Raw genomic sequence first — 14,257 nt, 5'->3', positions numbered from 1 at the left:
GGGACCTGTTGGAATCGGGAGTTTTAGTTTGGGTCATTATCTGCCTGCACCTTCATTTCGGTGACTTTTCTTATTATTACATCCTGTACCTTAAAAGGAAGTTCTTCTACTTCCTCAATGGCAAAGTTCACACCTTCTTCATTGTTGTTTAATACAATTTGTGTGATTTTGCACTTCATATCTAATGCGTTATCTTCATTCATAGCAGTTTCAAGTTTCCCTATTTCCTTAGTAGCTTTAGCTGAGGGCTGTTTCACATGAAGCTTCTTACCTTTAAAAATAAACTCTTCAGTAATATTCATATATCTATCGATATCAACCATTTACTGTTCCCTCCAATTCTTCTTCAAACTCAGCCAAAAAGTTCTTAACATACTCGATAGCAGCAATTTCACTGTCTACCGTTAATTCCTTTTCTCCGAACTCCAAAGAAAAGCCGTTACCGCCTTGGCCAATCATGGTAAAACGAATCTTTTTACCATTAGACTTTGTATGTACAAAACGCAATAATACTGTTTTTAAAGCACCACCGCCGCCAAAGGTAAGTTTACGTAGCTTTTTAACCGTATCCTCTGTAATTTTTGCAGTTGATAATAGTTCAAGCCTTTTCAAATCCCAGCTTAAAATACCAGTTTTGGCTGTTATTTCTTCTTTGGTAATAAAAGACTTAACAGTTTTACCGTATTGGTTTTTTACATCGTATTTCTCCGGCTTATAGTTTATTGTAAAACCCCCAGAGCAGTGCCCTACATTATTTCCCTCTGTTTCAATCGTTACTGTATCAGGTACCGTTGTTCCTGTAAATTCATACATGAATACTTCTCCAGCACCTAATATAATTTCGTTTTTATCACTCAATCTTTACACCTCCATGTAATTATAAAAATACTATTTAGCTCCCACGTTTGTATACTGTCATTAAAGAGCATACCTCCTCCAGCTAACCCGCTCCGAAAAACAATATTCCCCACTTCTATTGAAGGAATATCTGCCGTCATGTCCAGCTTACCAGAAATAGCCTCTCTAATTTCAATAGCCTTGTCTATATCCCCAGCAATAGCCTTAACTTCAATCTGGCTTTCCTTTACCGTTCCACCAGCCACTGGAGTAATCGTATAAGTTACAAGTGGAGGCTTACAAGTACCCATAACCGGAAATACTTTTTTATCACCTATAATAGGCTTAGTAATACTTTCAATTACCTGTTTTATCACAACTTCCAGCATTTACTCACCCCCTAGCATATGGTTTATTTTCACCCTATTATCTATCTTGGCTTTATCCAAGAATGGTTTTGCCCGCTGTCCTCTTGTTACATGCCATCCTTTATATTTTCCTCCAGTTGCTTTATACTTCCAGGGGGTTCGTCTGCCATTCCCCTCAACAGCATATATACCAGTCCCCTGGTGTACATAAGGTGCAGTCTCACTATTGTTTCCTACTGTGCCAACAATTTCTGTTGAAGTAGAGTTTACCTGTGAAAACATAGCAGCTCTCAAAGGCCCCTGATCTAGAGGGCAATTTTTCTTTGCTTCGGATTCAATAAAGAGGCATGCCCTTCTCGTATTGCCTTTTACCTGCTGTATCAGCTGTAATGTGGCATCTTCTATTGACCTTACAAAATCATCATTACTAGACATTTGTATCAATCTCCTTCAGAAGCAACGATGTGAGTCTATTTTTAGTGTCTGCAAGCGTTATATCATATACTCTTTCACCATCAACTAGCCTATACAGATTTTCCTCAACTTCTTTTTCATAAGTTAGTCCCGTATGAGAGCTTTCATTGTACCTAACATTCTGAGTATTTAAAGTACTATTTGTTTTATAAACAGCAACGTCAATAGTTTTCACGTCTTCCCACTCATACTTTACCGCGCCTGTAGGTGACTCCCCATCTTTTCTCTTTTGCAACATCAATGGACGCATTTCTTGATTTATACTCATGGCAGCCTCCTAAATCGATTTAGTTTCTTTTTTATATCTTCAGGTAAATCAGGTTCGTATGTTTGACTTACACCGCTGTGGCTTTCAGAAGCAATTCCCTCTGAACCTAACCGATTTATTTTGCGGACTACTAAATCTTTTACTATTGTTTCACATCCACCAGGTAACTCCTCATCCTTGGATATATTGGTAAATGTCCTTACATCAGTTATAGCATCCGTGGTAAGGTCTTTCAGCAATTCATCTGATACATTTTTTACCCTAAGCTTTAGGGATGCTAATATTCTTTCTTCGATGGTACTCACCCCCTAATAAATAGGGAGGGCGAACCCTCCCGCATTATACTGTAACTGCTTTTGTATTAACTGGATTTTCCGCTGTATTTGTTACAACAACCTTAGTAGCCGGAGTATCATCTACCGTACCTGCAGTATAATGTAATACAGAAATAGCTTCACTTCTTAGTGTTACATTATCATACATACAGAGGCCTCTAATGCCATCAGCGAAAGCAGACTGTAATCTCATGGCTTCGATTTCATCAAGCTGCTTAGCTGCACCGAAAGCACTCTTATGATGTGCCACAATCTTATTTGCTGGTAGTTCTTCTGAGCACATTACCTGCATTCCTCCAATTTTCTGTCCCTCAACCACACCATTTGCTAAAACGTTTGGATTAGCGGTAAATCGTGGATCTTTTGACAACAATCCTAAAATCACAGAATTAACTGTTACAAATCGATCTGTCTTAGGAACTTTGTTCGTTCCAAGAATAGTACCAAGGTCAACTATGTAATCATAGGCATTCTTTGGCACTAACAGAATCTTATTTGTAGCAGAACCAATTGCGTTGCCACTTTTTACTCCTGCAATCAGCTTTGTTAGATTGTACCCGTCATAAGTTTCAGCTAATACTGCTGCATGTTCCGCTGTTGTTGCAGTCATCACATCGCCTTTTAGCTGCACCTTATCGCAATCATCAAGCGCAAAAGCAAAATATTTTTTCTGTCCAAAAGTCATTTCAATAGGGGTTGTATTAATCTCATCCCATGCAACAGCCCCTGTATAATCTTTAATTGCGCCGCCACCAACTCTGTTAAAAATAATCTTATTTCCTTTAATTTCTGTTGGCTTTGTAAACATAGCATCTGAAATAGATACTGAATGGAAGTTCGCAATTAATGCGCCTTCCCATAATGTAGGTTTAAATTTTTCTACTGACATTCTTTATCACCCTTTCTTTACTTTAAATTTGAAAACTGAGCCGCAATCTCTTCTGCGGTCATATTATCTGCATTAGCTAAAATTGCCTCATAAGTATTCCCGCCTTTTAAGTTCCCGGTATCCGGACTTGCTGGTGGATTACCTGACAGCTTTTCTTCAAATAGGTCCTTATAACTTTCTTTTAAGCCCTTTAGTTGCTCATCGACTCCCGTTACTGTACCTTCCTTAACCACAATCTTTTCACGATCGAACTTTTCTGCAAGCAAATCACTATGTTTTGCCTTACTATTTGTCAGGGCTTTTTCAATGGCAGCATTAACAGCCATATCATTTACAGCTTTCTCATGATCTGTTTTCATCGTTTTAATAGTATCTTCATGAGTTTTAATAGTTTGCTGCAGTGTTTCCACATCCTTGTGCTCTTTCTTAAGAGTCTCAATCGTTCCACTAGCGGTTTTCAACTGCCCCGCTACATCGTTGTATGTTTCCTTAGGTACAGCATTCTTAGGAAATTCCGTTTTTACAGCTTCCATAAGTGCATCTATATCTAATTTTCCATCAACAATTTTTGCGTTTTCTAATAACTTCTTTAGCCAATCCATTTTCTTTCCCTCCATAGCATTTATATACCGGTTGCTTCCGGTTCAGAGTCTTGTTGTTCTTTATGCCCTGCAACTTCTAAAAAAGGGCGGATATAACAAAAGACAGTCATTTCTGACTGTCTTAAATCAACTTATAAAAATACCGCCTAACATATGTTGAGCGGCTATCTACCATTTATTCTATCTAATTCTTTCTTCAATTTTTCTTTGAGCTTTTTGGTGTCGTTTCCAGCTTTTTCAGATATGCTTATCTGTTTCTGCAATCTCTTAGTTTCAGCATTAGGTAAGCATACTCTAAAATCATTGCCGCATCCTGGACAGCTGTAATATACTTCTATGAACTGGGCCTTATAAGGACGTTCCATCAGCATATCGTTGGAAGATTCAAATTCATGACCACATTCAGAACATACTATTTTCAATTTTTACTTCCCTCTTTCTGTTTCCACAAAGGAGCATAATTAATCATATCTTTTGGGGTCTGATGATTTTGGAAATATTCGCGTTCCCTTTCGTACTCTTCTAAAGTAATTCCTGGATAATAAAATGGTGCTTCCTTTAAAGTTGGTGTAAGCCACTTATCATTTCTCTCTTCCATCAAATTCAATCCCTTCCTCAACAAAATCTCTAAGAGCATTATTTACTATCAATTCTTCTCTTAATACCGCCCTATCTTCCATAGGTATTATACCCTGTTTAACTTTATTATTCAACGCTTCTATATCATCTTTATACAATTCATCCAATCTACTTGTAACGGCTGAAACACCTTTCTTTTTCTTTGCAATGTACTTAACACCGTCATTTCTCACTGCAATCATTGCTGAAATGTTTTCACAAATAAGTAGAGTTTTTATATCAGTTTCAGAGAAAAAGCTGTCTGTATTATGATTATGAATAAAAGCTATTTCTGTCTGCTTATTTGCATCAATGAATTTCCAAAACTCTGGACCCCCTACAGCGCTATATTCGCCGGCACAATAAAAAATCTTTTCTCCAGTCCGTAAGTTTATAAGGTGTAAATGTTCTTTATTGTCTTTACTACCTAGCCTTGCGACATTTTCAGCTGCTTCTGATAATCCTTTATTAACGGTTTTATTATAGCCACTAAGTTTAATAGAATAGTCGCCCTGTGAATTATATTCAACCCTTTTAAACGTATTTCTCTCTACTGGTTGCGCCGGTATTAAACTCTTATCTGTCACTGGTAAATATGTACACCGGCAATGTGCATGTATTGGAAGAATTGGAGCCTTATCTATAGGATAAATCTTCTCATGGTATTGCATACAGTGCTTGCAGGTACGTTCATCTTCAGCTGCCCAAATCTGTACATACTCTATTCCAGCATCTTTATAAGCTCTGACTGCTGAGTTATTAAGATAATGCATGGTTTCAGTCCGTACAAGCCTGTGTGTTACATTAAAACCTTGCATCATATCGTTAGCCATTTTTATACTTATTTCTGAAATAGTCTTGCCTTGCTGTAACCCGATTACTAAACTTTCATTCAAGTTGTTTGCCAAAATAGAAGTGTTCTTCCAAAGCCGGGATGAGAAACTGTCACCTCTCCATGGTCTATCCAGCATTTCATCCATAAGCCTTTTATCGGGCATTGTAAAAGCTGTACTTGATATTGCTGTTCTAGCTGCTTTATATGTATCTTTAAAGCCTTGCTGCATGTTTTCTTTTGCAAATTCCTCTGTCTGCTCAACTAATTCTCTAATGGTTTTCTCAAAACTTTTTTTGAGACCCATGAGCCTATTAAACTTATGCATATCTGTAAGACTGACAGCTTTGCCGCCATTTATTCTTTCTGCAACCTTGTAGAGTTCATTGGATATGTTTCCTGAAGCTTCCTGATACATTTCAAATAGTGCCCAGTTACGCTCTTCAAGATCGTTGTAAGTCTGCCATGTTTTCTTTGCTACACGATTCTCCCAATACTGACTATTCTTTACCATCTGAACCACCTATAGGTATTTTATCCTTATATGGCAAAGCTTCTTGGTTCTGCTGTTGCAGTGCTGCTTTTTCTGTTTCAACATCTTTGACCCATGGATGATTAGCAAGTATAGTTTCATCTGAAATTGTGCCTTTAGAATTAGTACAGTTCTGAATTTTCTCCGATTCATTAATTTGCATATCTCTGTTAAATACTACATCAATATCTGGCACGGAACTACTTCCAATACCATTTTCGCCGAGGTAGACTCCAACAAAGTACATTAGAGTATCAAGGGCAAATTTAAACTGTGTTTCCATGGCATTAGCTTTTAAATCCAAACCTGCATACATAAATTTCAATGCAACTCCGGAGGGGGAAGCTCCAAACTTATCTAAGTCCTTGTTAATTGTCTGACCATCTTCCGTAATATCTCGCTTAAGCTGTTCATAGTGTTCTCTAAGTGCTGTAATGTCCATTGAGGGTGTCAATGCATCTACACCTGCACCATCTTCTTTTGTCGCATCAAGCGGGATTGCCCTATCCTCATTTAATTTACGCATAAATTCATGAATGTCTTGACCACCGTATCCATATAGAATAAAAATAAGATTTTTTACCTCTTCTACATAATCGGCCACGTCAGATCTAGAGCTATCATAAGCATCCAAAAGAGACTTTACAAATACAATATCCGGCAATTCTAAATGATTATTCTTAAATGGAATAAACGGAACCTTCCCCCATGTTTTCCACTCTTCTCCTTTTTTAAAGTGTGCTATGGGGCCATTCTGTTCTTGATTTATAACATTGTACGGAATAAGGAGTGAAGTACCTGAAAGTCGATAATATTTAACACTGTCTTGAGTCCAGACTTCAACGTTCGTAACTGTCTTGCGTTGATTAAACTCCCATACAAGTGTTGGATAAACCCTAATCATGGTGTCTAATTCTTCATGAGAACTATCACGCCATACTGGGATACACTGCTCTGCTGGAATAACCATAGTTTTTAAATTACCATTTTGATCAATATATGGTTGTAACCATCCAATCCCCTTGTTACTTGCTCCGTATCCCAGTAAGGAAAGCTGGTACTGAAAACGCTTACCCAGTATATCTTTTACCTGTTCTACTAAGTTCTTATCTTTCCCTTTTAGCGTAATATCTCGGGAAAGTAGGTAAGAAACTTTTTCATCCACTTCCCCTTTATACTTAGAGTGTGCAAGCTTATTATTTGCCTTTCCCTCTTTGCTCTTCCGATTCTTAATATCGTTTCCAACACGGTAATATCTCTCCCCGGTTTCCATCAACGTACGCCTCTCAGAACTGTTAAACTCATTTATAAGAAACAGTATTCTGCTATCATTCAGCTCTTGATTCGCTTCACTAATTGCCATAATACCTGCTTTCACTCCTTTCTGCAGTGTCTTGATCAGTCCCAGTGCTATCACCTCCAATAAAAAAAGAACCTAGAATGTTCTAAGCCCTCTACCTTTGTATAGTATGGTATAACAGAAATATCGAATTGCATCCATAGCATGGTCATGTTGTTTAATAGGTTTATCTTCACCTCTCTCAGATGCTTTAATGTCCCAGATATAAGAACTAAACTCTAATATCGTATTTACGCATTCCGCGGAAAAACATATTTTTTCTTGATTTAACATAGAAGCTACGAAACGGATTCCATCTAACACATCATTTTTAGCTTTTTTTATGTAGTAACCTCGTTTTTTTAATTCTGCTATAAATGAAGCTGCACTTGGGTCAATGATTATCCTTGCTGGTTTTATATCACCTAAGAAAGTTTTTAGATCATCTGCATATTCCGTATCTGTTTTCTGACTTTCCTCATCCCTGCCAGAATAGTAATACTCTTTGATGCATACCCACTGCCCCCTATTGTTCTTACACCATAGAAGAAATACCGTGGCATTTTGGGTACCGTAGTCAATGCTGACATAGTAAATATCTATAACCAACTCTGTAACTGCATCAAGCACATGCTTTGCTTTATCAAACATGTCATAGATAACACCTTCGGCAACTACCCATAACCCTAATATATATCGCTGGAAGAATACACCTGAATACATTGCCCTGTAACGAGCCTTAATCTTCTCAGATAAGGACAGGTTGTCGTCCATGGTGAAATGTAGGTAGATAATATTCTTTTCAACAATTTTATCAATCCAGTTTATTTTGAACCAGTGATATGGTCCGTCAGGGTTGCAGTTAAACCAGAACTTTGAACCTTCTACTGAGCAACGCCCTGTAGCCTGGTTGACAAAGGATTCGGGCATCAATGCAACTTCATCGAAAAAGACCCCAGCCAAGGTAATACCCTGAATAAGGTCCTGTGAGCGTTCATCCTTACCACCAAAGATATAAAAGTAATTTGTTACTCCTTTTCGGGTAACTTCCAGAAGATTGTCAGCTCTGTGGTCTTTCCATTTGTACCCTCTGGACCAAAGCATCAGCTTAAGCACCGTAAGCACATTACGTCTAAAGGACCCTATCGTCTTACCGCACATGGCAAAGTTCTCATCAGAGAAAGTGTACATGGCCCACATAATAAAAGACAGTGCCATTGACACCGTCTTTCCTGATCGGATTGCTCCGTCTGCTATTATTCCATCTTTATCATGTACTGGAGAATTAGGAAGCCACCAAGTAAGTATCTTAAGTTGCTTATTTGAAAAAGGCTTGAACTTAAATATAGCTTTTTTTACTCTTGCCATACGTCATCAACCTTTCCAGAAAGAGCTTCCATGAACCCATCATCTTCATTTCCATTATTATCAGGATCATCACCCTTAATCTTAGCAGTGTTTGCTTTCAGGTTCTCAATACGCTGCTTCTGTTCCTCTGTGGCCAGCTCCCAGTTCTTGTGCAGCAGTTCGTCATATTGCTTCATCATACCTTCTAGAGTTTTCATAGCTCTTGACTGTGCATTCAGGAAAGTAGCATGTTTATCCCATGCCTGTTGCACTTCCCACTTTTCACTACTTCCTGTATCACTGTATCCTTCACCAATTTTAGTTGTTGTTATATCTTTCTGGTCCTTTACATACATGAGCTTCTGCGCTCTGATAATAGCGGTGTACTGCAGCTGAATATTATCCCAGAGAATATCAAGCGGGTCCAGGTTCTCTATGGACTTCATAATCTCCGCTGTCTCAGCTGGAAGCCACTTAGAAAAAAAGCCATGCTTCTCCGAATTTTTATTTCCCTCCGGAGCCCCATGGCCTACTGCATTTTTATTATTTTTAGGAGCCCCGGATCGTTTGGAACGTTCCGTATTTTCTGATTGGAGCGTTCCATTCAACCGCTGTTCCCATTTGTCTTTATTCTTCCAGCCTCTGACGGTACCAGCTGACAATCCAAGATTTTGTGCAATATTCACTAAATCAACTTTTCCGTCATGTTCTTTATATATCTCAAAAGCTTTATCTCTGTCAGGACTTCTTGCTTTCGGCATCACCTCACCCCTTGCTTATTGTTTGTTTTGATGCATTAAAAAAGAACCCCTTAGAGCTCTTTTATTTTATCCATTTCATATTCATGGTAATTATTATCATTTTTATATTTTTCAAGTTCTTTGAGTAATTTATTATTTATAGTTCTTCTGTTGTAAAAAGAAACGCCTTTACCCTCCTTGCAGAATTTCTCAATGTTTTTAATTCTATAAACCCCTTCTTGTAAATCATTTTCATAGCGGCGCTCTTTTATTAAGCTTTGGAATTCGTCCCAAAATTCAGCTTTGATAAACCACATTTTTTCACCTTCTTTTTCACTCAAGAAACCACCACCGAGGTGATTCTAAACTTCATTGCGACATTTTTATTAATTGTATTATGGCAACCACGGTATATATTACTGTTAACACAGCAATTGAAACTGTGAGCCAATACATTCTTTTTGATATCTTGTTACTGCTATTGTTAAATTCTTCAACGGATAGCTTTAACTGGTCTACTATACTTTTTATTTCATTAAGGTTCATAGTAGTATCAAGAAGCTTTTTCTTATATTCTTCGTCTTCCTTATGTTTCTTATCAATTGCTCTCATGTTTTCTTTATACTGTTCATTAATATTATTGGAGATTCCAAATGGGTCCATTACTGCCTCCTCATTTTTACCTTTATCATACTACCAAATAAATAAAAAATCTTAAAAGAAGTAGTTTCGGCTACTTCTTTTGTTTTATATTGTTTAAATCCTAACGTATATTTTTAATCTAAAAAAGTGCCCTCGATTATTTCCTACCTAACGAGATGTCATACTTGTCATATGTAATACGTTTTGCTTCGTCAAAACTTAGATTCATATAATCCTCTTGAAGTGACCATATTCCTTTCTTAGAGTCAGGCTTTAAAGCTCCTATTTTTCTTAAATAGCTTCCTGTAAATCCAAGTTCTTTATATGCTTTTTTTAGCATTTTGGTAGGTAAGTTGAATTTAAACATCACCATGTAAACCACTTGCACATAGCTTAATGTTCCGTCGTTTTCATTTAAAATCTGCACCACGTATGGCATCAAAGTCCTGTTTCCTGGTACGTGTTTATAATCTTGTTTCATTTTTTAGTTTTCTCCTTTTTCATTTTATCATATTCCCAATTATTCCATATTTCAACAAACATGATTCGACATAATATGACAAAAGAAATACCTGCCAGATAACCCAGCAGGTATAAAAGTGTGTGTAACGGGGTTCAAAAGGAGAAATTCTTTACATCTTTCACCAATACCATATTACTACAGTAAAAATGTCATGTAAATGTCAGCTTTTTGTCACATAATAGTCAGTCGATAATATCTCTTTACAATAGTAAATTCAATCCTTCCACGCCATATAAGTAAATACCCAATTTATTCACCATTTCTGTACGCCATCTCCTTACTGTACTTTCAGAGCAATTGAGTCTTATTGCAACTTGTACAATTCTTTCACTCCAATTCAACTTTTGCATCAGAGGATCTAAATGCAATAGATGTATTATCTTGTACTTAGTCATCATGTCAGAGTTGCTATCATTCTTGCATTTTTTATAAAGGCAATTTAACGCTGTATCAACATGATTCAACATAATCAAGGTCACTTCCTTGCTACGCTTTAAACTTCGTACAGAGATTTCTTCTCCCGTAACCTGGTCAATGATCTCATAAAGTTTACTCTGTTCCACATCAATTGCGTATGCACTTTCGTACACAACATTATTGCAGAATTCCTTAAGTTCCAGATAATGCTCCAGTAAAAGATTTGTATTCTGAAAGGCTCTTTTCTTTTTGTCCTTGCGTTCCTCTTCTCTTATCATTTTAATAGCTTCTTTGGCAGCATCTGTAGCCACCATCTTTAAAACGTCTTGTTCTGCCATCCTATCACCTCCCAGCTAATCCTTTGCAGTATGTAACTTGTTGATATTTAAAACCGTCAACATCCCGTTGCTTATTTTTCTCTGCCTGAACCATTGCCTGGTACTTAGCATACTTTTTCCTATATTCCAAATAGTTCTTACATTTCCCCTGACATGCCGGTTCCCTGGTACTGCAATCCTTACATGGTGGCAATGGCTGCTTCATCGGCATATACCCCTCTATACTTTTCAGCTATCTTGTTGTATTCAACTATGTCAGCAAGGTCAATAATTTCTCCGCTGTTCAATTTTTCAGTAAGCATGGACACCTTGTCTGAATAAGCATCCATATCACGCTTAAACGCTAATTCTGCTTTTTCTCTGAAGTTAATAACTCCTACTGCTGCGGAAGTTTCACAGGGAGCTTTTACAGTACCATCAAAGCTATAAGCCGGATCTATATCTTGAGCAATGACCGGTGCAACATCATCTACAGTTCCCTCTGGTGTTTTCTTTGGTGGAAACATATCCTGTACTGCAGCTTCAAATTCAGGATTAATAATTGCCGGCTTTTTCTTAAACATATCTTCCACGCTCTCTCCTTTTAAAGCTTTATTCTTGTTTTCGATGCTGCTCATAATATTATCAACATCTATACGATTTTTCTCAATAATTTCCTGTGCCTTAGCTTTGCCATAATTAATGCCTTCAGCTTCAGTTATGACTTCTTTTGCTGGCTCCTTAATGTGCACCTCTAATGCTCCGTGGGTCTTTCTAAGATTGTCTATGTGTTTCCCAACCCTTGTCTGGCTACCAGTTGGGACATTCAGCTTTTTAAAGATTTCCTTATTGTCCAGTCCACTTTCAATTAAATTAATATATTTATCCTCCGAATATTTTGCTTTACCTGACATTATTTCATCCTCCTCATTCTCAATTGAACTTCTCAGTTCTTCGTTAAGTGCAACCACATCAATGCCTCTCTCGTTTGCATTAGATGTGATTTTATCTATGCTCTTTTCCAATATTTCAAATTCCTCTTGGCCCCATCCAAATTCTTTTGCTGTTGCTGCCCGGAATAATAAATTAGACAAACCCAGGTAATCATCTTTGCCCTGGCAGTATCCCTTTTCTATGCCTTTGCTGTAACCTTCTCTATAAGCTTCTTCCATCAGCATAAAATTCTTATTAGGCGTAATTTCTTTTTTCTTACCTGCCTTTATTCCTCTTCCCATAAATTGCTCCTACTTGTATTTATCTATTCTTGCTTTTAAGCTCTGCATTAATGATTCCTGAGTTGCACTCTTATCCTCAAGTGCTTCTATAACGTCCTCGTCTCTGCCGCCTTCAACAACAAGATGGTGTATAATAACTTTCTCTTTCTGCCCCTGACGATGTAGTCTTGCATTGGCCTGCTGATAAAGTTCTAATGACCAGTTAAGCCCAAACCATATCACATGATTTCCACCTTCCTGAAGATTAAGTCCATAAGCTGCGCTTGCTGGATGCGCAAGAAGAATATCAATCTGCCTGCTGTTCCAATCGTCTGCATCTTGTGGAGTTTTGAGTTCCCTAACTTCAAGCCCCATTTTGGCTGTAGCTTTAATAATTCTCGCTTTATCATGCTGGAAATTATAAAATACTAATGCCGGCTGGCCATTTAAAGCTTCCACCAGTTCTGTAAAGGCTTCAAGCTTGCAATTGTGGATTTCTACTACTTCCCTATTTTCGTCATATACTGCCCCGTTACATAGCTGTAAAAGCTTATTTGTAAGCACTGCTGCCGAACCTGCGTCGATAGTATTCTCATCAACTGTAAGTAGCATTTCCTTCTCCAGTTTTTCATAAGCTTTTACAGCTTTATCATCCAGAACCACAGGAACCGTTACTGATAAACAATCAGGCAGCTGTAAGTAGTCTTCCGCTTTCATGGAAACGCATATGTCTGATATAGCTGTCTTTATTGCTTCCTCTGCTCCTGGCTTTGGTGCGTAACTGAAAACATGATCTCTGTCTCTCTGATCAGGTTCAAAATACCTTTCACGATAATGCGTTATCTTTTTACCGAGTCGCTCCCCTTTATCCAGAAGATACACCTGGGCCCATAAATCCAGAAGTCCGTTTGGTGCAGGTGTACCGGTAAGACCTACAAATCTGTATATCTTATCTCTTACCCAGGTAAGGCTCTTAAATCTTTTCGCCTGGTGACTTTTAAAACTGGAAAACTCATCTACGATAACCATATCAAACGGCCACGCATTTCGGTAATATTCAACTAACCACGGTACGTTTTCGCGGTTTATAACGTATATATCAGCGGGTGTATTTAACGCTCTGATTCTTCTACTTTGGCTGCCAAGCACAGTAATGACTCTTAGTAACTGTAAGTGATCCCATTTAGAAGCTTCTTTTCCCCACGTAGTTTCAGCTACTTTCTTTGGGGCTACTACAAGGATTTTGCTAACTTCAAACCGGTTATACTTAAGGTCATTAATTGCGGTAAGAGTGATTACCGTTTTACCAAGTCCCATATCGAGGAACAATCCTAAAGCTTTATCCGAAAGCATTCTGTTTATACAATATCTTTGATACTCATGCGGTATAAACTTCATTCCTCCATCACCTCTTGGCAACAGGAAATAAACCGGTCAACATCGTCCTTACTGTATGCCACAATCACATCACAGCCGAGATTTTTAAGTTCTCTAATCTTGTTTTTCTGTATGCTGGATAATCTGCCTGTCTCATTTTTCAGCTCTACAAAACAGATTCTCCCTCCCGGTAACACCACAAGTCTGTCTGGTACACCCGCATTGCCCGGCGATTCAAATTTATACGCCTTGCCTCCGAGACCTTTCACTCTTTGTCTCAAATATTCCTCTATTACTTTTTCTTTCATGCTATTTCTCCTTTGGCACAGTTATTGCTACGCGCATACGCATACACATGCGTATCTTTTTACGCGTGTAGGCGTGTCAGGCGTGTATATATATGCCTATTTACCTATTTATTATCTATATAGATATAGAATGTAGACAATGTAGACACATATAAATAAATGTGTGTTTTTCAATCTTTTTAACTGTCTACATTCTTGTCTACATTTTAAATAAGAATGTAGACAATGTAGATTTTGTTTGTCTACATTCTCCGCAAATGTAGACGAATTTTTAAGAA

General features: G+C 37.7%; 22 protein-coding genes. All 22 read right to left on the bottom strand.

Annotated elements, in window-relative coordinates:
• Nucleotides 1-23 precede the first annotated feature (23 nt).
• The gene (locus RTW14_RS01240; protein WP_312647574.1) at nucleotides 24-323 is read right to left on the bottom strand and encodes a hypothetical protein; all 300 of its coding nucleotides are present in this window, start codon (nucleotides 321-323) and stop codon (nucleotides 24-26) included.
• Nucleotides 316-858, bottom strand: coding sequence for a hypothetical protein (locus RTW14_RS01235; RefSeq protein WP_312647573.1), 543 nt, complete (start codon nucleotides 856-858; stop codon nucleotides 316-318). Before RTW14_RS01235 ends, RTW14_RS01240 begins: the two co-directional genes overlap by 8 nt.
• Nucleotides 855-1,226, bottom strand: a complete 372-nt coding sequence (locus RTW14_RS01230; protein ID WP_312647571.1) for a hypothetical protein — start codon at nucleotides 1,224-1,226, stop codon at nucleotides 855-857. Before RTW14_RS01230 ends, RTW14_RS01235 begins: the two co-directional genes overlap by 4 nt.
• Nucleotides 1,227-1,640 carry an HK97 gp10 family phage protein gene (locus RTW14_RS01225; RefSeq protein WP_312647570.1) on the bottom strand — a complete coding sequence of 138 codons (414 nt, stop codon included), beginning with the start codon at nucleotides 1,638-1,640 and terminating at the stop codon, nucleotides 1,227-1,229.
• Nucleotides 1,633-1,947 carry a phage head completion protein gene (locus RTW14_RS01220; protein ID WP_312647569.1) on the bottom strand — a complete coding sequence of 105 codons (315 nt, stop codon included), beginning with the start codon at nucleotides 1,945-1,947 and terminating at the stop codon, nucleotides 1,633-1,635. The genes RTW14_RS01225 and RTW14_RS01220 overlap by 8 nt, the downstream gene beginning before the upstream one ends.
• Complete coding sequence (locus RTW14_RS01215) at nucleotides 1,944-2,252, bottom strand: phage head-tail connector protein (protein WP_312647568.1); 309 nt, start codon at nucleotides 2,250-2,252, stop codon at nucleotides 1,944-1,946. Before RTW14_RS01215 ends, RTW14_RS01220 begins: the two co-directional genes overlap by 4 nt.
• Nucleotides 2,253-2,286: 34 nt before the next feature.
• The gene (locus tag RTW14_RS01210) at nucleotides 2,287-3,171 is read right to left on the bottom strand and encodes a hypothetical protein (RefSeq protein WP_312647567.1); all 885 of its coding nucleotides are present in this window, start codon (nucleotides 3,169-3,171) and stop codon (nucleotides 2,287-2,289) included.
• Between the two features lie 17 nt (nucleotides 3,172-3,188).
• The gene (locus RTW14_RS01205) at nucleotides 3,189-3,773 is read right to left on the bottom strand and encodes a phage scaffolding protein (protein ID WP_312647566.1); all 585 of its coding nucleotides are present in this window, start codon (nucleotides 3,771-3,773) and stop codon (nucleotides 3,189-3,191) included.
• 164 nt (nucleotides 3,774-3,937) lie between these two features.
• Nucleotides 3,938-4,195, bottom strand: coding sequence for a hypothetical protein (locus RTW14_RS01200; RefSeq protein WP_312647565.1), 258 nt, complete (start codon nucleotides 4,193-4,195; stop codon nucleotides 3,938-3,940).
• On the bottom strand, nucleotides 4,192-4,371 hold the full coding sequence (locus RTW14_RS01195; protein WP_312647564.1) for a hypothetical protein: 180 nt from the start codon (nucleotides 4,369-4,371) through the stop codon (nucleotides 4,192-4,194). The genes RTW14_RS01200 and RTW14_RS01195 overlap by 4 nt, the downstream gene beginning before the upstream one ends.
• Nucleotides 4,355-5,737: a minor capsid protein gene (locus RTW14_RS01190; protein ID WP_312647563.1), complete on the bottom strand. Its 1,383-nt coding sequence runs from the start codon at nucleotides 5,735-5,737 to the stop codon at nucleotides 4,355-4,357. The genes RTW14_RS01195 and RTW14_RS01190 overlap by 17 nt, the downstream gene beginning before the upstream one ends.
• Nucleotides 5,724-7,118 carry a phage portal protein gene (locus tag RTW14_RS01185; RefSeq protein ID WP_312647561.1) on the bottom strand — a complete coding sequence of 465 codons (1,395 nt, stop codon included), beginning with the start codon at nucleotides 7,116-7,118 and terminating at the stop codon, nucleotides 5,724-5,726. The genes RTW14_RS01190 and RTW14_RS01185 overlap by 14 nt, the downstream gene beginning before the upstream one ends.
• 72 nt (nucleotides 7,119-7,190) lie before the next feature.
• On the bottom strand, nucleotides 7,191-8,462 hold the full coding sequence (locus RTW14_RS01180) for a PBSX family phage terminase large subunit (RefSeq protein WP_312647560.1): 1,272 nt from the start codon (nucleotides 8,460-8,462) through the stop codon (nucleotides 7,191-7,193).
• Entirely contained in the window at nucleotides 8,450-9,202 is a 753-nt protein-coding gene (gene terS / locus RTW14_RS01175; RefSeq protein WP_312647559.1) for a phage terminase small subunit, read from the bottom strand. The genes RTW14_RS01180 and terS overlap by 13 nt, the downstream gene beginning before the upstream one ends.
• A gap of 50 nt (nucleotides 9,203-9,252) precedes the next feature.
• Nucleotides 9,253-9,522, bottom strand: a complete 270-nt coding sequence (locus tag RTW14_RS01170) for a hypothetical protein (RefSeq protein WP_312647557.1) — start codon at nucleotides 9,520-9,522, stop codon at nucleotides 9,253-9,255.
• Between the two features lie 28 nt (nucleotides 9,523-9,550).
• A complete protein-coding gene (locus RTW14_RS01165; protein ID WP_312647555.1) occupies nucleotides 9,551-9,844 on the bottom strand; it encodes a hypothetical protein in 294 nt (97 codons plus the stop codon).
• 136 nt (nucleotides 9,845-9,980) lie between these two features.
• Nucleotides 9,981-10,304: a hypothetical protein gene (locus RTW14_RS01160; protein ID WP_312647553.1), complete on the bottom strand. Its 324-nt coding sequence runs from the start codon at nucleotides 10,302-10,304 to the stop codon at nucleotides 9,981-9,983.
• Between the two features lie 242 nt (nucleotides 10,305-10,546).
• Nucleotides 10,547-11,101, bottom strand: coding sequence for a hypothetical protein (locus tag RTW14_RS01155; RefSeq protein WP_312647551.1), 555 nt, complete (start codon nucleotides 11,099-11,101; stop codon nucleotides 10,547-10,549).
• Between the two features lie 4 nt (nucleotides 11,102-11,105).
• Nucleotides 11,106-11,306 carry a hypothetical protein gene (locus RTW14_RS01150; protein WP_312647549.1) on the bottom strand — a complete coding sequence of 67 codons (201 nt, stop codon included), beginning with the start codon at nucleotides 11,304-11,306 and terminating at the stop codon, nucleotides 11,106-11,108.
• Nucleotides 11,281-12,315: a hypothetical protein gene (locus RTW14_RS01145; protein WP_312647548.1), complete on the bottom strand. Its 1,035-nt coding sequence runs from the start codon at nucleotides 12,313-12,315 to the stop codon at nucleotides 11,281-11,283. Before RTW14_RS01145 ends, RTW14_RS01150 begins: the two co-directional genes overlap by 26 nt.
• Before the next feature lie 9 nt (nucleotides 12,316-12,324).
• Entirely contained in the window at nucleotides 12,325-13,692 is a 1,368-nt protein-coding gene (locus RTW14_RS01140) for a DEAD/DEAH box helicase (protein ID WP_312647547.1), read from the bottom strand.
• Nucleotides 13,689-13,952 carry a VRR-NUC domain-containing protein gene (locus RTW14_RS01135; RefSeq protein WP_312647546.1) on the bottom strand — a complete coding sequence of 88 codons (264 nt, stop codon included), beginning with the start codon at nucleotides 13,950-13,952 and terminating at the stop codon, nucleotides 13,689-13,691. Before RTW14_RS01135 ends, RTW14_RS01140 begins: the two co-directional genes overlap by 4 nt.
• Between the last annotated feature and the right edge of the window lie 305 nt (nucleotides 13,953-14,257).

Origin of the sequence: Aminipila sp. (genome assembly GCF_032051575.1) — a bacterium.
Classification (GTDB): domain Bacteria; phylum Bacillota; class Clostridia; order Peptostreptococcales; family Anaerovoracaceae; genus Aminipila.
This window is presented reverse-complemented; position numbering and strand designations above follow the sequence as displayed.